The organism is Kitasatospora sp. HUAS MG31 (genome assembly GCF_040571325.1).
Classification (GTDB): domain Bacteria; phylum Actinomycetota; class Actinomycetes; order Streptomycetales; family Streptomycetaceae; genus Kitasatospora; species Kitasatospora camelliae.
Genome location: NZ_CP159872.1, coordinates 7,517,422 through 7,537,098, shown reverse-complemented (window position 1 = coordinate 7,537,098; position 19,677 = coordinate 7,517,422). Strand labels below are relative to the sequence as shown.

Sequence of the window (19,677 nt, the reverse complement as noted above, 5' to 3'; positions counted from 1 at the left end):
GATGATCTCGTCGACGCCGAACCCCGACCCGAACCCGAACCCCGACCCGCCGGAGCCCGACGGCGGCCTCGCCGCCTCCCTCAACCGGACGGCGGCGCGGCTCGGCCTCGCCCTCGCCGCACCGGCGCACCCGGACCAGCGCCGGGCGGAGTACGCCGACGGGGACGGCAGCCGGGTCGTCGTCGCCGACCTGTACCGCGCTCCCGGCTACTGGATGCAGTGCCACCGGCAGGGCGCCTGGCTCGCCTTCGGGGTGGCCGAGGATCTCGCCGGCGTGGTGACGGCCGCAGCGGCCTGGATGGGCGGCGCCGGAGTCGAACGGACCCGTCAGGCCGCGCCGTTCATCCGGTTCCGGGACTGGGCCCTCGCCCACGAGCGCGAACCGCTCGACCCCGTCGAACTGGCGTGGCAGCACCAGTTGGACTGGATGCACCTCAGCCCGGACGCGTACCGGCCCCGCGCCCGCAGCCTCGCGATGCTGGAAGCGGCATACGCCGATCCCCGGCTGCGCCGGCTGACGCCGGTCTTCAGCCACTTCACGCTCCGGCTCTCCAGCACCACCACCTTCCCGCACGTCCGGGTCGGAGGCTCGATCGACCCGTTCCACGAGCGCCACTGGTACGGCGTCAAGGACATGCGCGGACACCTGGTCGCCCGCACCGAGACCCCGGAGGAGGCCGTCGCCCTGGTCGCGGCCATGCTCCCCCACGACACCGAACAGGACACCGGACCGGCGCGCTGACGCTCCGGCCGCCGCGCGACCTCCCTCAGAACCTGGTCAGGGCGCGGACAGGCATGCCCCCGCCGAGCCTGCCGGAGCCGGCAGGACGGCTTCGGACCTACGACTCCGCCCGCTCCCTGGACTTCGATCCGCAGTCCACTTCCATTATCGAGCCGTTAATTGAAGGCGGCAGCCTCCTGATGGGTGTAGAATCGTAGGCAACGGAGGCGATCGAAGCCCGACATCGCAGCGATGTCGACCGATCACCCCCGGCCATCAGGAGGGGACCACCATGACCTACCAGCTCGAAGCCGCGCGCACGACCATCGACGCCCGCCTGCGGGAGGCCCAGCAGTACCGCCTCGTCCGTGCGCTCCAGCTCAAGAACCGCGCCGAGCGCACCGGCCAGCGCGCCCGCCAGGCCATCAGCAAGCTCGCCGGCTGAACGGGCACGGCCTGCACGGCCGTTCAGCCGTAGCGGTACAGCCGGACGGCGACCGGGAACGCGGGGCCCGACCAGGCACCGCGCGCCACCGGCCGCTGCCCGACGGCCGGACACGCACCGGGGACGAACCCGTCGGGGACGACCTCGAGTCGAGGAGCGTCAGGGGCGGGCGACTTCGGCCCGCCCGGCTCCAGCACCACCACACCCGCGCACCCGGCACGGCGGACCGCCACCGGGACGCCCGCCGACCGCTCAGCGGCGACGGAACCGCGCGCGGTACTCCCCCGGCCGCTGCCCCGTGTGCCGGAGGAAGACCACACCGAACGCCCCGGCGTCGCGATAGCCGACCTCGGCCGCGATGCTCGCCACGGTCCGGTCCGTGGTCTCCAGCAGCCGCCCGGCCCGGCGCACCCGGGCCGCCTGCAGGTACGCCAGCGGCGACCGGCCCGTCTCCTCGCCGAAACGGCGCAGCAGCGTCCGCGTGCTCACGTGGAACTCCCGGGCGAGGATCCCCAGGTCGTACCGGGCCGCGAGGTTCCGGTCGAGCCACCGCTGGACGCCGCGTGCGAATCCACCGCCCGCCTCGGACAGCAACTCCGGGTCGACGTACGGTGATTGGGCCGACCGCGCGTCGTCCACCAGCGCGACCCGCGCGGTCCTCCGGGCGACCACAGGGCCGTCCTGGGACCGGATGAGGTCGAGCGCGAGGTCGTACATGGCGCTGAACGCGGCCGTGGTGGTCACTCCCCGGTCGGTCACCACCAGACGCTCCGGGCGGAGCCGCACCTCGCCGTACCGGCGGGCGAACCGCTCCGCGTGGAGCCAGGACGTGGTCGCCTCGCGGCCGTCGAGCAGCCCGGCCTCGGCGAGCAGGTACGCACCCACACAGATCGACACCACCGCGCCGCCCGACGAGGCCTGGGCCCGGATCGCGGCCGTCTCCGGCCGGAGGTCCGCGAGAGCGGCGTCGGGGTCGTCGGCCGGGGTGAGTGCGAACCCCGGGACGACCAGGACGTCCACCGGGCGGACCGCCGACACGTCCAGGGCCCAGCCGCCGGACGCGCTCACCCGCCGTCGGGGCGAGACCACCGCCACCCGGTAGCCGGGTGAGGCCGGCCCCGGTGCGGCCGCCGCGACGTGCGAGGCCATCGCGAGCAGGTCGGGAACACCGAACACCTCGGAGGCGAAGCAGCCCGGGTAGGCCAGCACCCCCACCCGCAACGGTCCCATGACACCCCTCCCCCAGCTGTGGCGAGATCACCCCGATCCCTGGCGATACCGCCGGTTCCGCGGCCGGTCCGCCGCCGGACATCATCTCGCCCATGACCACGCTGCGAGGACGGAACGACCCCCTGGACGACTTCTCCCGCCGGACTGTCCGCATCGACGACCCTGGCGGCCCCGAGGGCGGCGACGGCGCGGAGAAGACGGTGTACGTCACCGGGACGGGCCCGGCCGTCGTCCTGCTGCCCGAGATGCCGGGGATCAGCCCCGACGTCGCGCGGCTCGCGCGCTGGCTGCGGGACGCCGGTTTCAGCGTCTACCTGCCGTCCCTGTTCGGCGTCGACGGCGCGTACCCGCTCGCCGAGTCGGGTGAGGCGGTCGCTCGACGGGCCTGCGTCAGCGCGGAGTTCCGGGCGTTCGCCGGGGGCGGCACCAGCCCGGTCGTGGGCTGGCTGCGCGGCCTCGCCCGGCTGGCCCACGCCGAACGCGGCGGGCCGGGCGTCGGCGCGGTCGGCCTGTGCTTCACCGGCAACTTCGCGCTGACCATGGCCCTCGAACCCGCCGTGATCGCCCCCGTGGTCAACCACCCCTCCCTGCCGCTCGACGATCCGGACGGCCTGGAGATCGGCGACGCGGACGCCGTCGCCGTGGCCGACCGTCTCACCCGGGACGGCCTGACGGTGCTCGCCTACCGCTTCGAGGGCGACCGCTGGTGCACCGGCCGGCGTTTCGCCGCGTACCGGGCGCTGCTCGGGGACGCCTTCGACGGCCGGGTGCTGCCCGCCGGCGCCGCGAACACCGATCCGCCGCCGTTCTTCCGGGAGGTCGTCGGCGGCCCGCACAGCGTCGTCACCGCGCACCTGGTCGACCGCGAGGGCCACCCCACCCTCCGGGCCCGGGACGAGATCATCGCCTTCCTCACCGCCCGCCTCCGGACCGGCGGCGTGGACCGTCCCCCGATCACCTGATGAGCGGGTCGTAGGGCCCGTTCTCCGGCGTGAAGATCAGGACGTAGTCCCGGCCGACCCCGGTGGCGACCTCCCGCAGGCGGGCCAGCACATCCCCCTCGGAGGGGAGGTCCAGGGCCAACGCGGCTGCGGCGCCGTCCCGTTCGGCCGGCAGCTCGGGCATGTCCTCCAGGTACTCGGCGGCCAGCTCGGCGCTCTCCTCCGCGGTGAACTCCCGGCAGTCGCGCCACCAGGGCGCGACCAGCAGCAGCCGCAGGAGTTCGGGGAGGCCGATCGCGACCAGGGCCGCGCCGCCCTCGGAGTCCGCGTACAGCACCGGGCGCTCCTCGCCGCCCTCGCCGCAGAAGAAGTACGTGCCCCCGGCGCCGTCGCCGGCGAACCCCTCCAGCGCCGCGCCGGACGCCAGGTGCACCTCCTCGACGTGGTCGCCCCGGTCCAGGTCGAAGTCGCCCGGCCACGCCAGGAACCGGGCGGCGGCCTCGTTCTCGCGCACGGCGGTGATCAGCGATCGCATGCCCGGCACCCTACCGACCACCGCCGACACCACCCGAGCGCCCTGGACCGGAGTCGACCACCGTGAGCCCGGGGTTGTCGTGGAGGTTGGGGGCGTCTCATCGCCCAGAGCGTGCCACGATGCTCGGCATGTCTACTCGTGCACTGGCCTTCGGCGCCATCGCGCAGGCCTACGAGCGGTTCCGGCCGGGCTACCCCGACGAGCTCTTCGGCCTGGTGACGACGTACGCGGGCCGGCCGGTGCGGACGGCCTTGGAGATCGGTGCGGGGACGGGCAAGGCCACCCGCCTGTTCGCCGGGCGCGGTGTCGACGTCACGGCGACGGAGCCCGACGCCGCCATGCTCGCCGAGCTGCGAAAGACCGTGCCCGCGAACGTGACGACGGTGCGGGCCGCGTTCGAGGATCTGCGGCCGGGGAAGACCTTCGGACTGGTCTACGCGGCGGCGGCCCTGCACTGGACCCGCCCGGAGGACCGGTGGTCGAGGGTGGCCGCGCTCCTGGAACCCGAAGGCGTGGTCGCCTCGTTCGGCGGCCCGTTCCGGCTGGCCGACGCGGCGGTTGCGGAGTCCGTACGGGCGGCGCGGGCGCCTTTCCTGGAGAGCGACGAGGTCCCGTCCCCCGACGGGACCGCTCCGGAGGCGGAGATGCAGTGGCCGGGGACGGAGCTGCAGCGGTCCCCGCTGTTCGTCGACGTCCGGCAGTCCGTCGTCGATCGGCGCCTGACCATGCGAGCGGCGGACTACGTCGGCTACCTGTCGACCGTCTCGGCGTACCTCCAGTTGCCGCCGCTGCGGCGACGGCAGGCGTACGACGCGATCGCGCGGGTGCTGCCCGAGACGGTCGGGATCTCCGCCGACCTCACCGTCCATGTCGCACGCCGGCGAGCGGCGTAGCGGCGGGCTCAGAAGAAGCGGGCCCGGGGCCGCGCGAAGTCGTCCGGGTCGCCGGTGTCCGGCCGGATGGCGGCGGTGAGGTCCTCGGCGGAGAGCACCAGGCGGAGGCGTCCGTTGAGCAGGACCGCGGAGATCGATATCTCCCCGGACCACTCGATCACCAGCCGGTCGGTGCCGCGCGTGTAGCAGTTGCGTCCCCACGCCGAACCCCGGCCGGCGAGCTCCGGGAAATCGGCGGGGCCGGGCGACAGGACGCGTGACCAGCCCGCGCGCTCGATCTCTGCATCCCAAAAACCTGGGCCGGCAATCATGGCGTACCTCCTTGGAGGTGTGCACGATACCTGCACATCCCGGGCCGATTCCCGACATGTCCCGGCTTTCGGCTTCACCGCGGCCGCCGCGCCCCGAGACAGCGGGCTTCCCGCCCAGGGTCCTCGTGATCACCGCTGACGAGCGTACGCCGTCGCCGGAGGCCGCCCGCGGGCCCCTGAGTCACCTCGCGGCCGGCGCCGGGTCGGCAACACGGTCACGCTCGGGAGCGGCCTTCGCGTCGGCGTCCGCCTCGGCGACCGGGTCCAGCGAGCGGACCCGCGGAATGGGCGACGGGAGCAGCCACAGGGCGGCGAGGACCCCGCCGAAGGCGGCGAGCACCAGGGTGGGCCGCAGGCCGACGAGGTCGGCGAGGAGGCCGCCGGTGAGGGCGCCGAGGGGGCGGATGCCGTAGTTCACGGTGGCGAAGGCCCCGGAGACCCGGCTGCGGACCTCGTCGGGGATCACCGAGGTCTGGAGGGAGTTGAGGGGGATGTCGAAGAGCATCACGCCCGCCCCCATGAGGAACTCGGCCGCGCAGAGGGTGGCCGCCCGCGCCCAGGCGGGGCCGCCGGCCACGGCGGCGAGGGCGAGCGGCGCGGGGAAGAGAACGGCGCCGAGGACGATGGTGCGGCCCATCCCGAGTGCACGGGAGATCCGGGGGGCCAGCAGAGCGCCGAGCAGCGCGCCGGTGGATCCGAGGCCGAGGGCGAGGCCGATGGCGCCGGCGGAGAGGCCGAGGGTGCGGCCGGCGAACAGCACCAGCAGGCCCTGGGCGATGAAGGTGAAGAAGTTGACGGTGGTGGCGCAGCCGAGGGCGGCCCGCAGGACCGGGTGGCGGAGGGTGAAGGCGAGGCCGTCGCGGGCGCGGCCCACGAAGGAGGCGTCGTCGCCCCCGGTGGCGGGCTGCGGTTCGTCGAGCGGGATCCGGCCGATCAGGACCGCGGAGACCAGGAAGGAGAGCGCGTCGGCGACCACCGCGACAGGAGCGGTCAGGGCCTGGATCAGTGCGCCGCCGAGCGCCGGGCCCGCCACGTAGGAGGCCGAACGGCTGGTGCTGAGGCGGCTGTTGGCGCGGACGTAGTCGGCGGGTTCGACCAGGCGGGCGAAGAAGGAGGGGTAGGCGCAGTTGAACAGCACCCCGGCCGCTCCGGTGACCAGCGCGACGGCGTACAGCTGGGCGAGGGGGACGGTTCCGAGGGCGTAGCCGATCGGGAGGGTGAGCAGGGCGGCGGCCCGGATCAGGTCGGCGAGGACCATCAGCCGGCGCTTGCGGCGCTGCTGGTCGACCCAGGAGCCGAGCAGGATGGCCAGCAGGTTCGGCGCCCAGATCAGCGCGGTGAGGGTGGCGACCTGGGCGGGCGTGGCGTCGAGGGTGGTGACGGCGAGGAGCGGCAGGGCGAGTTCGGTGATGCGGTCGCCGAACTGGGAGACGGACTGGCCGGCCCAGAAGCGCGGGAAGCGGTTGTCGCGGGGCGCTAACGCGGTGGGCGGGTTCTGGTTCGGAACGGTCGTGGCCATGGGGTCATCTCTCTTTCTGGGTACGGTCGTCGGGGTTGCCGTCGCGGTCGTCCTCAGTCGCCGCGGTTTCCTCGGCCGGCGCGGCTTCGGGCAGGACGTACCGCATCAGCCGGACGGGCCTGCCGTCGGCCGGGTGGTCGGCGCTGTCGCGGGTCACGTACGGGGCGAGGAGGTCCTCGATCGCGCCCACGAGGCTGGCGAGTTCGTCGGGTGCCAGGACGACGCGGGTGTTGGCGAGGCCGGCGACGGCGCGCCACTCGGGTTCGAGGACCGGTTCGACCTCGGTGATCCAGCGGGCCGGGAGGTCGGCGTAGCGGAGGAACATCTGCTGGGCGAGGGCGCGGGCGGCCTCGCGGGTCTCCCCCTCGCCGCCGGCCGGGAACCGGAAGCCGCGCGCCACCGCCTCCCAGCGGCGCTGCCTGCGGTCGGCTGCGGCCTCGGCGTCGCGGACCAGGCCGAACCCGGCCAGGTGACGCAGGTGCCAGCTGGTGACGGTCGGGGTCGCGCCGACATGCGGCGAGAGCTGAGTGGCGGTGGCGGGGCCGTGGCGCTGGAGGCGTTCCAGGATGGCGAGGCGCACCGGGTGGGCCAGGGCGCGCATCGTCTGGGGGTCGGTGATCTCCAGGTCGCCGAGGGGATTGCCGGGCGTCCCGGAAGGCGTGGGATCGGGCTTGGGCTCCATGATGTGAGAGTGTGCTCTCAGATAATCTGAGAGTCAAGTCTCACATCTCCACTCCCATCCCTCCGACGGCCCGTCATCGCCCGGGCGGCCCCGCGCTCGTATGGGCTTTGCGCGGCGGTGTCGCAGGCCGCTTGGATCGCGACATGGAGATCGACCACCCGGCCGTCGCGCTCTGCGGACCGAAACGACCCGATGCCGCCGCGCGACACCTGACGGTCGCCTACTGGCCCGGACCCGAACCGTCCGTCGCCGCGCTCGTCCGTACCGCCGACGCCCTCACCACCGCACCGCCCACGTGCCCGGCCTGTGTGCGGGCGCTGGCGCTGAGCCTGTGCCGGGTGACCGAGCCGAGGTGCGTCGACGCGCTGCTGCGGCTCTCCGGCACCGTCGCACTGCCCTGGGACGCGGAGGCGGCACGGGCGCTGCTGCCGCACGTGCCCTGGACCCGGGAGGCGGATCAGCGGCTGCGGCAGTCGCTCGCCTGGTTCCTCGGACGCGCCGACTGCGGGACGGCGGTGGCCGTGCGGGCGCTCACCGCGCTGATGTCCGACCCGTCCTTCCGTACCCGCGGCGAGGCCGCCCACGCGCTCGGCCTGCGCGGCGACTCGGCGGCGGCGCCGCTCCTCCGGCGGGCGCTCGACGGCCCCGACCCGCATGCCCGCGCCCGGACGGCGACGGCCCTCGGCCGGATCGGCGACCTCGCGGCGCGCGACCGGCTACGGCGCCTGGCCGACACCGACCCGCTCCCGTTCGTCCGCGACGCGGGCCGCGCCGCTCTCCGAGCCCTGCCGGGGCGCCTATGAGCAGCGGGCCTCAGCCCCGGGACAGCGTCCTCGACGGCCGGCCGGCCGGGGTGAGGTCGACCAGGTGGACCTCCTTGTCCCCGGTGGTGAGGCGGATCCGGTCGGGTCCGTCCCACTCGGCCCCGACCAGCGCGTTGGCGCCCGCGTCGCCGTTGAAGTACCCGACCCGCCAGCGGCGCTCGGTCGGCCAGGAGCCGTCCTCGACGTAGACGTTCCAGTAGGGGTCGATCATCGCCATCCCCTCCTCCACCACGAGGTGCCGGTCCGGTCGCCCCGGCGCCGCCCGGTCCGCCGTCACCTCCTCGCCGTCTCCGAGGGCGAGCCCGAGCAGGGCCATGGGCAGCGGGCCCACGCCGACCAGGCAGGCGAGCAGCAGGGTGGTGACCCGCAGGAAGGGGCTCAGGTTCCCCGCCACCGCCGCTCCGACCAGGGCGGCGAGGAGCAACCCGCCGAACACCGCGGGGTGTTCGAACGGCAGCGCGAGGATCACCAGCCCCTCGCCGGAGCGCCGGGACCACGCGCCGAGCGCCAGTTCCAGCAGCAGGCAGGCGGCGACACCGAGCAGTCCCGGCCCCACCCACCGGCGCCGGTTGCCCCGCGCCCGTGCCTCTGTCCCCATGGTCGCTCCCGTTGTCACTCCGCTTGCGGCAGCACACCCTATCGATCACCACACCGGGGCCTCGCCTGCGGGTGGGGTCGCCCCCGGGCGGCCGACAGAGTGTCAGCGCCCGGGCGGAGAATATCGATCATGTCCGCGATCCTGCCCATGACCATCCCCGCCGAGCTGCTGGAGACCCACCAGGTCGGCCCGACCGACGAGCTCGGCCTGGTGGCCCGCCACGCCGTGGCGACCGCCGCCGGCGACACCTACGTGATGTCCATGGTCGGGCGGTACCGTTCGGGCGCCCCGGACGCCGGTCCGCCCGCCACCCGCAACTTCTGGCATTCCCTGGTCACCCGCTACGCCCCGGACGGGACGCCCACCGCCACGGCCGTGGTCGGCGACCTCCGGCCGGACGGCAGCCCGTCCGAGGTCGTCGTCGACGACGGCCCGAACCTGGCCCTCCTCCCCGACGGGCACCTGGCCCTCACCTCGAAAGCCGGCAGCACCCACCTCCTCTCCCCCGACCTGAGCCGGGTGTCCGCCTCCTGGACGGTCCCCTCCATCCTCGACGACCGGCTCGCCAGGACGGGCGACCCGTTCGCCGCGTCGATCACCGTGACCTCCGAGGGCCGTCTGCTGTGCATGGCCTCGGAGTACGGGCTGGGCAACTGGGCCGGGGCGCTGCCCAACCTCGTGGCCGTGTCGGACCCCGGCAGCGCGCTCACTCCCGGCTCCAAGGCCACCCTGCGGGCCATCGCCTCCCTGACCTCGCGCACCGGCCGGCAGACCGAGGAGGACCTCTCCCGGCACATCCTCTTCGCCGGCGCCCCCGTGGGACGGGACAACCGCCCCTCGCCCTCGCTGACCGACCTCTTGAACCGGCTGACCGGCTCCTCCGGCAGCCTCTACGGATACGAGGACTCCCGGATGACCCGGCCCGCCGCACTGGGCGAGGACCTGTTCGTCGTCCCGGTCTTCGGCAGGACCTACCGCTCCGGCAGCCGGGGCCAGGAGTTCAGCTTCGCGCTCCTCGACGACCAGGGGGCACTGCTCGGCCGCCTGGAGGGCCTGGACCGGTACCGTGACAGCCCGTTCACCGGCTTTCACTACACCGTCGTCGCCGACCCGTACCGCTCCCGGGCCTTCCACCTCAACCGCTACGGCCTGTACGCGTGGAGCGCGGATCGGCGGCTGCGCTCCCGGATCTCCACCGACGACAAGCCGTTCACGGCGCTCAAGCACTTCACCCTGCTGGAATGCACCCCGGCCGGCGAGCTGCTCCTGGTCCACGGCAAGCAGCACCTGGTGCTGCGGGTCCCGGTGCCGGAGGACCTCGCGGACCTGCCCGCAGCCGTCGCGGCCGCCCTCAAGGGGTACGGCACCGGCCGGACGGTGCTGAAGAAGCGGTACGCGCCGGCGGACTGGCGCTGGGTGGACGGTGCCGCGAAGGTGTCCCCGCCGCCGGCCCGCAGCAGACGCTCGACGAGCCCGGACGACGACTCCTCCCCGACGCTGGCCTCCCCCACGGCGCACCGGACGTCGAACTCCCGGTCCCCGGCCGCCGCCAGGATCCTCGCGTCCCGGCGGCGGTCGAGGAACGACGAGCGGTCCGGCGCCAGGTGCATCAGCAGCACGTCCTCGTCCCAGTCGGAGGTGACGGTCACCAGCCCGCCGTCCTCCCCAGCCAGGAAGCCGGCCATGCCGCGGAGCACCGTGAACGCCCAGACCACCGCGGGCAGTCGGAAGTCCGCCCGGACCTCGAAGTCGACCGTCAGCGATCCGCTCGCCTCCTCGTACCCGACCGCCAGCCTGCCGCCCTCCTCGTCGATGCCGCGCAGCAGCCCGGCGTAGTCCCCGCCCCCGATCCACCGGTCGCACTCCGCCACCGCGCCCGCCAGTTCCTCCGAGCACCCGCCGACCCCGGCCCACTCGCGCTCCCCCCATGCGGACGCCGGCACCACCGGCGCCCGGAGGAACTCCCGCAACCGCGGCCCCGCGATGACCACCGCCGCGCCGACCATCACCGACCGCGACATCCGCCCCCCCTCACCAACCCGTACCGGCCCGACCACCCCAGCACGGACCGCTGACATCCGCCGAGGGACAACTCGCCTTCGAGTAAGCAATGGTGACTGAAACTCAACAACATCTTGCACAAACGCTCAGCCGCTGCCACCATCAAGCAACGGCAGCCCCGCCCCTGACTCTGCACGGATGACATGCGCACCACAGCCAGCTGCTCAGCCGTCCGAAGTGCCCTCACCTGATCGCCCAGCCGCACTGATCACCCGCCCCAGGGAGACCCCTTGCGCCTGCTCCGGTTCCTGGTCGCCGCGGTCTGCGCCGCCGGCACCCTCGCCCTGCCCGCCGTGTCCGCCGGCCCGGCCGTCGCCGCCACCGCGCCGCAGACCGTCCCGGCTCTGCGCCAGTGGACGGCGGCCGGCGGCTCGTACACCTTCACCGCCACCGCCCGGATCGTCGTGGACCCGGCGTACAGCGCCCAACTCGCCGACGAGGCAGCCACGTTCGCCGAGGACCTCGGCACCCTGGAGGGCCGGACCGTCCAACTGGTCACCGGGACACCGGCCGCCGGGGACATCGCCCTCACCCTCGGCGACGCCTCACTGCCCGCCGAGGGCTACCGGCTGACCGTCGGCCCGTCGATCACGGTGAAGGCCGGCACCGACACCGGCGCGTTCTACGGCACCCGGACCGTCCTCCAGCTGCTGCACCAGTCCGCCACCGTGCCGGCCGGGACGGCGGTCGACTGGCCGGCCAAACCCGAGCGCGGGCTGATGATCGACCAGGGCCGGAAGTACTTCACCGTGCCCTGGGTGAAGCAGCACATCAAGGAGCTGGCCTACCTCAAGCTCAACTACTTCCACTTCCACCTGTCGGACACCTTCGGCTTCCGAATCGAGAGCTCGACCCACCCCGAGGTGGTCTCCACCGACCACTACACCAAGCAGGACATCGCCGATCTGGTCGCCCTCGGGCAGAAGTACCACGTCACCATCGTCCCCGAGATCGACACCCCCGGACACATGAACGCGATCCTCGCCGCCCACCCGGAGCTCAAGCTCAAGAACAGCTCCGGCACCGCCAGCGCCGAGTTCATCGACCTCTCGCTGCCCGGCAGTTACACCCTGATCAAGGACCTGATCACCGAGTACCTGCCGCTCTTCCCCGCCCCCTACTGGCACATCGGCGCGGACGAGTACGTCGGCGACTACCGCCAGTACCCGCAGCTGCTGTCCTACGCCCGCGCCCACTACGGCGCCGACGCCACCGCCAAGGACACGTACTACGGCTTCGTCAACTGGTCCGACGCCCTGGTCCGGGCGGGCGGCAAGACCACGCGGATGTGGAACGACGGCATCAAGTCCGGCGACGGCACCATCACGCCGAACGCCGACATCCTCGTCGAGTACTGGTACGACTACGGCCTCACACCACAGCAGTTGGCCGCCGCCGGACACACCGTCGCCAACGAGTCCTGGACACCCACCTACTACGTCCTCGGCGGCGCCAAGCCCGACACCAAGTGGATGTACGAGACCTGGAACCCGGACCTCTTCCAGGGCGGCAACACCCTCACCGACCCCACCCGCAACCCCGGTTCACTGATCCACGTCTGGTGCGACAACCCGAACGCCGAGACCGAGGACCAGATCGCCGCCGGCATCATGTACCCGCTGCGCGGCCTCGCGCAGCAGACCTGGGGCTCCCCCAAGCCGGCCGCCTCCTACGCCGGCTTCACCCCGATCGTCACCGCCGTCGGCCACAACCCCGCCTGGCCGGGGGCCTCCCAGCCCGGCAACCTCGCCCGCAACAAGCCCGCCACCGCCTCCAGCACCGAGACCCCCAACTTCCCCGCCGCCTCCGCCACCGACGGCGACGGCGCCACCCGCTGGTCCAGCACCTACAGCGACCCGCAGTGGCTCCAGGTCGACCTCGGCTCCACCCGGACCGTCGGCCGGGTCGTGCTGCGCTGGGAGGCCGCCTACGGCAGGGCCTTCCAGATCCAGCTCTCCGACGACGCCGTCACCTGGCGCACCGTCTACTCCACCACCACCGGCACCGGCGGCACCCAGGACCTCACCGGCCTCACCGGCTCCGGCCGCTACATCCGCCTGTACGCCACCCAGCGCGGCACCACCTACGGCTACTCCCTCTACGAGTTCGAGGTCTACGCTCCCGGCGGACCGGCAGGCACCCACGTCCTGTCCGTCGGCGGCAAAGCCCTCGACGTCCCTGGCAGCTCCACCAAGACCGGCACCCAACTGATCACCTGGGCCACCCACGGCGGCACCAACCAGCAGTGGCAGCTCACCGCCGACGCCGACGGCAGCTACACCCTGGTCAACGCCGCCTCCCAGCTCTGCGCCGACGTCAACGGCGGCTCCACCGCCGCCGGCGCCGCCGTCATCCAGTGGACCTGCACCGGCACCGACAACCAGCGCTGGCTCCTCACCCCGCTCCCCGGCGGCGACTACACCATCGCCTCCAAGAAGAGCGGCCTGCTCCTCACCACCGCCTCCACCGTCGACGGCGCGGCGGTCACCCAGCAACCCGACACCGCCGCCCCCCTCCAGCGCTGGCAGCTCGCCTGACCGACCACACCCCACTGACCGGCCGCCCGTGAGCCCCACCTCGCGGGTGGCCACCACCGCTCGCCCTTCGAGCGGGTGGTCAGGGCGCCGACCAGCGGTTTCACCGCGCACCCGTCGGATCAGCCGGCACCGGCCGGCCCAGGCGGCGACGGGAGCCCGCGAGAACGGGGGTGCGGCCCGCTTCCCGGCGGGCGGCTTCCGTGGCAGAGTGTGCGGCTTCGGAGGTGCGGCCGGGCCCTGGTGGAACAGGACCGGTGGCACCCGCTGTGAGGCGCCGTCCCAACCGGCGCACCCGGCGGCCCGGCCGTTCCCTCGGCCCGGGCCGCCACCCCCGACCCGTACCCCACCCACGACCCGCGCGGCCCCGAGGCCCGGCCCCCGTAGCGGGTGGCGCGGACCGGGCCTCGGGGACCGGACAGGACCTACTGCGGCGGGAACGACACCACCCGCACCGCGTCGCACCCGAAGAAGCGGTACGTGCACCCGCTGCCCGGGTCGGTGTACGCGCCCTTCACGCAGGCCTGTGGAGCAGCAGGTCGAGGTCGTCGTCGCGGACGGCCCCGGCGGCGGGGTCGGCCCGTTCGACCACGTTGACCGGGTGGCCCTGGCGGTGCGGTTCGGTGCTGCCGCCCGTCCCGCCGTAGACCAGGTCGCGCGCGCCGAAGCGGACGGTGAGCGGTTGGACGGCGGTGGCGTCGAAGGCCAGCGGCAGCCCGTACTCGCCGGCCCTGGTGGCGAGGACGGCGAGGGTGGTGATGCCCTGCGGTACCAGGACCGGGTTGACGGCCCGCTCGGGTTCGATCACCACGGCCACCGGGACGGCCCGCGCGCCCTGCGTCTCGCACCCGGTCGGCAGCTCGGCCAGTCCGGCCCGCGGGAGCGGGCGTGACCTGCTCGGCGGTTCTCCGCTAGCCTGTCGCCGCGATAATTGAACGCGTTCAAGGGAGGGTGCATGGAGGGGGTCTCGCAGCGGCGGCTCGACGTCGCGCTGTGGTGGGCGGTCGGTGCGCAGATACTGGGGCTGGTGGCGGGGTTCGCCTTCGCAGAGCCCGAGTTGCTGCGTCCGGACTACGCGGGCGGGGGCCTGCCCCTGCTGGCCGAACTCGCGGCGCTGCTGCTGTTCGCGTTCACGCTCGGGCGCCGCTGCGGCGAGGCGGCCTGGTGGGCGGTCGCCGTGGTCGTCGGCCTGGCGGCGATGGTGGTGATGACGCTGGCGGCGGGCACGGGCAGCTGGCTGACCTGGGGCGCACTCGCACCGCTGGCCGGCACGGTCGCCGTGTTCCTCAACCTGCGCCGGAGATCGCGTGCGGCCGCCCCCGACTCCCCGCCGATCGGGCGGCACCACGGCGGGATGACCGCGGCAGCCGCGTCCGCCGTCGCGCTGGTGGCGGCCGTCGCCGTCTCCTCGCAGTACCGCATGGAAAACGTGGACTTCACCGGGGGCTGGGCCGACCACGAGCACGAGGTCACCCTCGCCCTGGCCGATGCTGCGCCCGGGGGCTGGCACTACGTCCTCCGCCGGGGAACGTGCACGGAGGAGGGACCTTGGCGGCTCGACTACCCGCAGATGTCCACGTCGGTCCAGGTCTGGCTGGACCGGAAGGAGGCCACCACCTCCTGCCTCCGCGACAGCAGCAACCGGAGCGACCTCGTCGCGATCGTCACCGGCGGCACCTTCGACCACCCGGTCCTCACCGTCCACCACGGGGATGGCACCCCGTGGCGCCTGACCCGGCAGGCCGCAGGGTAGGCACGCTCCGCCCCCTGCCCCCACCCCGTTCAGCCGGCTCGGCGACCACCGCTACGCTGACCGGGAGTTGGACACCTACGAGGGAACGGACCGGCCCGGTGGACGTCGTCTTCGTCAGCCATGTGATCGAGTGGCGGGGGCCTTCGCCCTACTTCTTCGTCCCGGTGCCCGAGGAACAGGCCGCCGACATCCGGGACGTGGCGGCGATGGCCACCTACGGCTGGGGCGTCGTCCCGGTCGAGGCCCGGATCGGCGGGACGGCCTTCACCACCTCGCTCTTCCCGAAGGACGGCGGATACCTGCTGCCGGTGAAGAACGCCGTGCGCAAGCCGCAGGGGCTGGCGAGCGGGGACGAGGTCACCGTCGAGCTGAGCGTCCGTCTGTAGAACCCGGTCACCGGTCAGCCGACGACCGGGGACGCGGGTTCCCACGGCCGGACCCAGGGGTCGGGCCACGCCTCGGCCGCGGCGAGCAGCGGGTCGAAGGTCGCGCCGTCGATGGATTCGCGGATGACGTCGGCGTGACCGCCGTGCCGTGCCGTCTCCTCGATCAGGTGCAGCAGGACCCAGCGGACCGACCACTCCGTGACCTCCGCGGGGATCCAGGGAGCCCCCGGCGGCACCGGAACGGCCTGCCCGAGGTCCGCAACTCCGGCGATCACCGCGTCGGTCCGCTCGGCCGCCTCCGCGTACGCGGCCAGGACCTCGGCCAGGGTCTCGTCCGGGGCGAGCCGGAACTCGTCCGCACCCGACTCGTCCGCCCCTTCCTGCCGCAGGATCAGGTCGGTCCAGAAGCCCTCGCACCGTGCGGCGTGCTTGATGAGACCACCGATGCTCAGCTCGCTGGCGGAGGCCGCCGCCCGGGCCTGCTCCTCGGTCAGACCGTAGGCGGTGACCCGCAGCGAGCGCCGCTGATGGGCCAGGTAGGCGGTCAGCGCGGCGCGCTCGTCGGCGACGGGCGGGACGACTCTCGGCATGACGGGACCCTCTCGCGCGGTGCAAGTTCTTGCAGCAACTTTCCGCAAGACCTTACTGTCACCCCGCCTCGCCGTACACGGCTGCTTGCGCAAGAAGCTGAAACTTTTTTCACGGGGGGGTTGACCAGCCCTTTCTCCAGGCGAGAGGGTCAGCCCCATGCCCGCACACGTACCGCCGATCGCCGACGAGCGCGAAGGCCTGCTCGCCTACCTCACCCAGCAGCGCCAGGCCCTGCGCGCCACCGCCCATGGACTGACGGACGATCAGGCCAGGACGACCCCCACCGCCAGTGCACTGAGCATCGGCGGTCTCATCAAGCACGCCGCACGATGCGAGGCCGGCTGGACCGACCTGATCCTCCAGCGGCAGCGCGGCCCCCAGCGGACGGCGGAGGAGGACGACTCCGCCGAGTTCGCGCTCACCGCGCAGGAGACGCTGGCGGACGTGCTGGACCAGTACGAGGCCGCAGCCTGGGAGACCGACGCGGTGATCGCCGAGATCGCCGACCTCGGCCAGGCCGTGCCCGTCCCCCAGGGTCTGCCGTGGTTCCCCGCCGACGTGGAGAACTGGTCCGTCCGCTGGGTGCTGCTGCACCTGATCGAGGAGACCTCCCGGCACGGCGGTCACGCCGACATCATCCGCGAATCCATCGACGGCGCCACGCTGTTCCCCCTGCTGGCCGCCGCCGAGCAGTGGCCCGACCCGTGGTTCCAGCCCTGGCAGGCCCCGACCGGCTGACCAGCGCGGGCTGAGCAGCGCCGGCCGACCAGCGCCGGCGCGGGCCGTGCTCGGTCCGTGAGCGAAATGTGGCCATTCGCGGGGTACGTCATGCGACCACCCGGGTACACCAGGTGACAGCCGGCGTCGACCGGCGGACCACCGACCCCGCTTCCGTCCACGCGCGCGGCGCGTGGTCGGGAGCGTGGTGTCCGGGAGGACGAGGAGGCACCCGTGACCCACGACTGGCGCGCGGAGAGAACCCGGCGCGGCGAATCGCTCGACGCCCGGGACGGCACCACCCAGGACGAACGGACCGTCATGCGGCTACGCCTCGGCGTCGGCGTGATCGGCGTCCTGCTCCCGCTGGCACTGCCCCTGGGCAACTGGCTGTTCGCCGAGCTCAGGGGCCAGGACACCACCGACTTCTGGCCCGGCTCGATGAGCGGCGCCTACTACACCAGCACCCGGAACATCCTCGTCGGCAGCCTGTGCGCCCTCGGCGTGTTCCTGATCTGCTACCGCTTCGACCGCCGGGACGACCGCTGGAGCACGGCGGCCGGGGTGTTCGCGCTCGGGGTCGCCCTGTTCCCCACCGCGCCCCACGGCGCCACGGCCTTCCAGGAGACCGTCGGCGTCCTCCACCTCGTCCTCGCCGGGCTGCTGCTGTTCGTCCTGGCGATGTTCTGCATCCACTCCTTCCGCAACCCGCACTACGTGCAGCGGCCCTGGGTGAGCCGCGGCTACCTGGTGGCCGGTGCGCTGATCCTGCTGTTCGGCGCACTGGCCGTGGTCACCGGGCTGACCGGTGTGGGCGCGGACTGGGAGATCCGGCCGCTGTACCTCTGCGAGTGGCTGTCGGTCTGGGCGTTCGGCGCCGCCTGGATCGGTGCCGCGCTCGAACTCGGCTCCGACATCGACGCCCTCGGCCGCTCCCGCCCCCTCCTGAACGGCCTCGGCCCCGCCATCGACCCCGCCGACCTCCCCCCGGCCCAGCCGTAGCGGCTGCGGCCGTCACAGCACCGGCCCGGGCATGGCTCGGGGAATCCCGGGTAGCCGCCCCTCCGGAGCCGGGTCCCGGTTCCCCGAGCGGTGCCGGTCGACGGCGGTCCCGGGGAGCCGCGGGACCGCCGACACCGAGCGCGGAGGCAGCGGGATGATCGGGATGGCCGACATCAGGGAGTGGCGCCGGCACGACGTGGTCGACGACCGCGGCAGGCGGATCGGGACCCTGGAGTCCGTCTACGTGGACACGGGCACGGACCAGGCCGCCTTCGGGACGGTGACGGTCGGACTGCCGACCCGCCACCGGCTGGTGTTCGTGCCCCTGGCCGACGCGACGGTCGGCCCCGGCTACCTGCGGGTGGCCTTCCCGCGGTCGCCGGTCAAGGACGCCCCGGCGATCCCGACGGACGGCGTGCTGGAGGCCGAACGGGAGCCGGAGGTCTTCGCGCACTACCAGCTGGACTACGCGCCGGGCGCGGGCGGCGAGCGCCGTCTGGCCCGCCGCTGAGGCACGGACGGGAGGCCGGGGACATGGTGGGAGTGCTGCTGCTGATCATCGCCGCGATCGTGCTCGGACTGATCGGCGTGGTCGCCGACGGCCTGGCGTACCTGTTGGCGATCGGTGTCGTCGTGTTCCTCGTCGCGCTGGCCCTGGGCGTGGTCGGGCTGCGGCGTGGAGGCCGCCGACCCGTGCGCCGACCCGTGCGCTGACCGGCTTCCCGGCGCGGCGGCGGGTCTCAGCTCCCGTCCTGCTCCCGGCGGGTCAGGTTGGCGCCGCTGCGCGGGTCGAAGACGTGGATCCGCGCGGTGTCCACCCACAGCTCCACCGGCCGGCCCTCGGCGGCCCGGGTGGCGGTGTTCAGCCGGGCCACCACCCGCTGTTCCTGCACCCCGGTGTCGGCCCGGCCCGAGTCGGCGGCCAGCTCGGCGAGTTCCTCGGTCCGGGCCGGGCCGCCCTCCTCGGTGAAGTGCACGTACACGTCGGAGCCGACCGACTCGCGGACGTCGACGGTGACGGTGCAGGTGATGCCGGCGGCGTGCTGGTCCACCAGGGCGGCGTCCTCGAAGGACTCCGGGCGGATGCCGACGATGAGCTCGCGCGGCGCGTCGGCCTCCTCCAGCGTGCGGCGCAGCCGGTCGTCGAGCGGCAGGTCGCCGAGCGAGGTGCGCAGCGCGCCCTGCTCCAGGGTGGCGGCGAGGAAGTTCATGCCGGGTGAGCCGATGAAGCCGGCGACGAAGAGGTTCACGGGTGCGTCGTACAGGTGCTGCGGGGAGCCGACCTGCTGGACGAGACCGCCGCGCATGACCACCACCCGGTCGCCGAGGGTCATCGCCTCGACCTGGTCGTGGGTGACGTACACGGTGGTGGTGCCCAGGCGCCGTTGCAGGGCGGCGATCTGGGTGCGCATCTGGACGCGGAGTTTGGCGTCGAGGTTGGAGAGCGGCTCGTCCATCAGGAAGGCCTTGGGGTCGCGGACGATGGCGCGGCCCATGGCGACGCGCTGGCGCTGGCCGCCGGAGAGGTTGGCGGGTTTGCGGTCGAGGTGCCGGGTGAGGTCGAGGATCCGGGCGGCCTCCTCGACCTTGGCGGTGATGGTCGCCTTGTCGACCTTGGCCAGGCGCAGCGCGAAGCCCATGTTGTCGCGGACGCTCATGTGCGGGTAGAGGGCGTAGCTCTGGAAGACCATGGCGATGTCGCGGTCCTTGGGGGCGCGGTCGTTGACGACCTGTCCGCCGATCCGCAGGGTGCCCTCGGTGATGTCCTCCAGGCCGGCGATCATGTTGAGGGTGGTGGACTTCCCGCAGCCGGACGGGCCGACCAGGATGACGAACTCGCCGTCGGCGATGGTGAGGTTGAAGTCGCTGACGGCGAGGGCGCCGTCGGGGTAGCGCTTGGTGATGCCGTCGAGGACGATCTCGGCCACGGTTCG

General features: G+C 73.5%; 22 protein-coding genes. 13 read left to right on the top strand and 9 right to left on the bottom strand.

What is annotated here, in order from left to right; genetic code table 11:
• Position 1 precedes the first annotated feature (1 nt).
• Entirely contained in the window at positions 2-742 is a 741-nt protein-coding gene (locus tag ABWK59_RS33995; RefSeq protein ID WP_354644519.1) for a DUF6193 family natural product biosynthesis protein, read from the top strand.
• A 271-nt stretch (positions 743-1,013) separates the two neighbouring features.
• Positions 1,014-1,166, top strand: coding sequence for a hypothetical protein (locus tag ABWK59_RS33990; RefSeq protein WP_354644518.1), 153 nt, complete (start codon positions 1,014-1,016; stop codon positions 1,164-1,166).
• Between the two features lie 252 nt (positions 1,167-1,418).
• Here the strand turns inward: ABWK59_RS33990 and ABWK59_RS33985 are convergent, their stop codons facing one another.
• The gene (locus tag ABWK59_RS33985) at positions 1,419-2,396 is read right to left on the bottom strand and encodes a GlxA family transcriptional regulator (RefSeq protein ID WP_354644517.1); all 978 of its coding nucleotides are present in this window, start codon (positions 2,394-2,396) and stop codon (positions 1,419-1,421) included.
• Between the two features lie 92 nt (positions 2,397-2,488).
• Between ABWK59_RS33985 and ABWK59_RS33980 the strand changes: the two genes are divergently transcribed.
• Positions 2,489-3,358 (top strand): dienelactone hydrolase family protein, encoded by an 870-nt coding sequence (locus ABWK59_RS33980; protein WP_354644516.1) that lies wholly within the window; start codon positions 2,489-2,491, stop codon positions 3,356-3,358.
• Here the strand turns inward: ABWK59_RS33980 and ABWK59_RS33975 are convergent.
• Positions 3,351-3,872 carry a hypothetical protein gene (locus ABWK59_RS33975; RefSeq protein ID WP_354644515.1) on the bottom strand — a complete coding sequence of 174 codons (522 nt, stop codon included), beginning with the start codon at positions 3,870-3,872 and terminating at the stop codon, positions 3,351-3,353. The two genes, ABWK59_RS33980 and ABWK59_RS33975, sit on opposite strands and share 8 nt — an antisense overlap.
• Positions 3,873-4,000: 128 nt before the next feature.
• Between ABWK59_RS33975 and ABWK59_RS33970 the strand changes: the two genes are divergently transcribed.
• Positions 4,001-4,765, top strand: coding sequence for a class I SAM-dependent methyltransferase (locus tag ABWK59_RS33970; RefSeq protein WP_354644514.1), 765 nt, complete (start codon positions 4,001-4,003; stop codon positions 4,763-4,765).
• An 8-nt stretch (positions 4,766-4,773) separates the two neighbouring features.
• Here ABWK59_RS33970 and ABWK59_RS33965 read toward each other — a convergent pair whose 3' ends face one another.
• The 3 genes from ABWK59_RS33965 to ABWK59_RS33955 form a co-directional block, all read right to left on the bottom strand.
• A complete protein-coding gene (locus ABWK59_RS33965; protein WP_354644513.1) occupies positions 4,774-5,076 on the bottom strand; it encodes a hypothetical protein in 303 nt (100 codons plus the stop codon).
• Between the two features lie 181 nt (positions 5,077-5,257).
• Complete coding sequence (locus ABWK59_RS33960; protein WP_354644512.1) at positions 5,258-6,595, bottom strand: MFS transporter; 1,338 nt, start codon at positions 6,593-6,595, stop codon at positions 5,258-5,260.
• A gap of 4 nt (positions 6,596-6,599) precedes the next feature.
• Entirely contained in the window at positions 6,600-7,277 is a 678-nt protein-coding gene (locus ABWK59_RS33955) for an ArsR/SmtB family transcription factor (RefSeq protein ID WP_354644511.1), read from the bottom strand.
• 143 nt (positions 7,278-7,420) lie between these two features.
• On the opposite strand from ABWK59_RS33955, the gene ABWK59_RS33950 reads away from it, so the two are divergent.
• Positions 7,421-8,080, top strand: coding sequence for a HEAT repeat domain-containing protein (locus ABWK59_RS33950; protein WP_354644510.1), 660 nt, complete (start codon positions 7,421-7,423; stop codon positions 8,078-8,080).
• A 10-nt stretch (positions 8,081-8,090) separates the two neighbouring features.
• Here the strand turns inward: ABWK59_RS33950 and ABWK59_RS33945 are convergent, their stop codons facing one another.
• Positions 8,091-8,699: a hypothetical protein gene (locus ABWK59_RS33945; protein ID WP_354644509.1), complete on the bottom strand. Its 609-nt coding sequence runs from the start codon at positions 8,697-8,699 to the stop codon at positions 8,091-8,093.
• A gap of 129 nt (positions 8,700-8,828) precedes the next feature.
• Between ABWK59_RS33945 and ABWK59_RS33940 the strand changes: the two genes are divergently transcribed.
• Positions 8,829-10,535: a hypothetical protein gene (locus ABWK59_RS33940; RefSeq protein ID WP_354644508.1), complete on the top strand. Its 1,707-nt coding sequence runs from the start codon at positions 8,829-8,831 to the stop codon at positions 10,533-10,535.
• A 455-nt stretch (positions 10,536-10,990) separates the two neighbouring features.
• Positions 10,991-13,297 carry a family 20 glycosylhydrolase gene (locus tag ABWK59_RS33935; RefSeq protein ID WP_354644507.1) on the top strand — a complete coding sequence of 769 codons (2,307 nt, stop codon included), beginning with the start codon at positions 10,991-10,993 and terminating at the stop codon, positions 13,295-13,297.
• A 511-nt stretch (positions 13,298-13,808) separates the two neighbouring features.
• On the opposite strand, the gene ABWK59_RS33930 is transcribed toward ABWK59_RS33935, so the two are convergent.
• The gene (locus ABWK59_RS33930; protein WP_354644506.1) at positions 13,809-14,102 is read right to left on the bottom strand and encodes a hypothetical protein; all 294 of its coding nucleotides are present in this window, start codon (positions 14,100-14,102) and stop codon (positions 13,809-13,811) included.
• A 147-nt stretch (positions 14,103-14,249) separates the two neighbouring features.
• Here ABWK59_RS33930 and ABWK59_RS33925 point away from each other — a divergent pair, with 147 nt between their 5' ends.
• Entirely contained in the window at positions 14,250-15,047 is a 798-nt protein-coding gene (locus ABWK59_RS33925; RefSeq protein WP_354644505.1) for a hypothetical protein, read from the top strand.
• Between the two features lie 98 nt (positions 15,048-15,145).
• Positions 15,146-15,433 carry a DUF1905 domain-containing protein gene (locus ABWK59_RS33920; protein ID WP_354644504.1) on the top strand — a complete coding sequence of 96 codons (288 nt, stop codon included), beginning with the start codon at positions 15,146-15,148 and terminating at the stop codon, positions 15,431-15,433.
• A 14-nt stretch (positions 15,434-15,447) separates the two neighbouring features.
• Here the strand turns inward: ABWK59_RS33920 and ABWK59_RS33915 are convergent, their stop codons facing one another.
• Positions 15,448-16,023 (bottom strand): DinB family protein, encoded by a 576-nt coding sequence (locus tag ABWK59_RS33915; protein WP_354644503.1) that lies wholly within the window; start codon positions 16,021-16,023, stop codon positions 15,448-15,450.
• Between the two features lie 157 nt (positions 16,024-16,180).
• On the opposite strand from ABWK59_RS33915, the gene ABWK59_RS33910 reads away from it, so the two are divergent.
• From ABWK59_RS33910 to ABWK59_RS33895, 4 genes are all read left to right on the top strand, one after another.
• Positions 16,181-16,762, top strand: a complete 582-nt coding sequence (locus ABWK59_RS33910; protein WP_354644502.1) for a DinB family protein — start codon at positions 16,181-16,183, stop codon at positions 16,760-16,762.
• Positions 16,763-16,975: 213 nt separating this feature from the next.
• Entirely contained in the window at positions 16,976-17,743 is a 768-nt protein-coding gene (locus ABWK59_RS33905) for a hypothetical protein (protein ID WP_354644501.1), read from the top strand.
• Between the two features lie 154 nt (positions 17,744-17,897).
• Positions 17,898-18,254: a PRC-barrel domain-containing protein gene (locus ABWK59_RS33900; protein ID WP_354644500.1), complete on the top strand. Its 357-nt coding sequence runs from the start codon at positions 17,898-17,900 to the stop codon at positions 18,252-18,254.
• A gap of 23 nt (positions 18,255-18,277) precedes the next feature.
• A complete protein-coding gene (locus tag ABWK59_RS33895) occupies positions 18,278-18,457 on the top strand; it encodes a hypothetical protein (RefSeq protein ID WP_354644499.1) in 180 nt (59 codons plus the stop codon).
• A gap of 26 nt (positions 18,458-18,483) precedes the next feature.
• Here the strand turns inward: ABWK59_RS33895 and ABWK59_RS33890 are convergent, their stop codons facing one another.
• Positions 18,484-19,671, bottom strand: a complete 1,188-nt coding sequence (locus ABWK59_RS33890) for an ABC transporter ATP-binding protein (protein WP_354644498.1) — start codon at positions 19,669-19,671, stop codon at positions 18,484-18,486.
• Between the last annotated feature and the right edge of the window lie 6 nt (positions 19,672-19,677).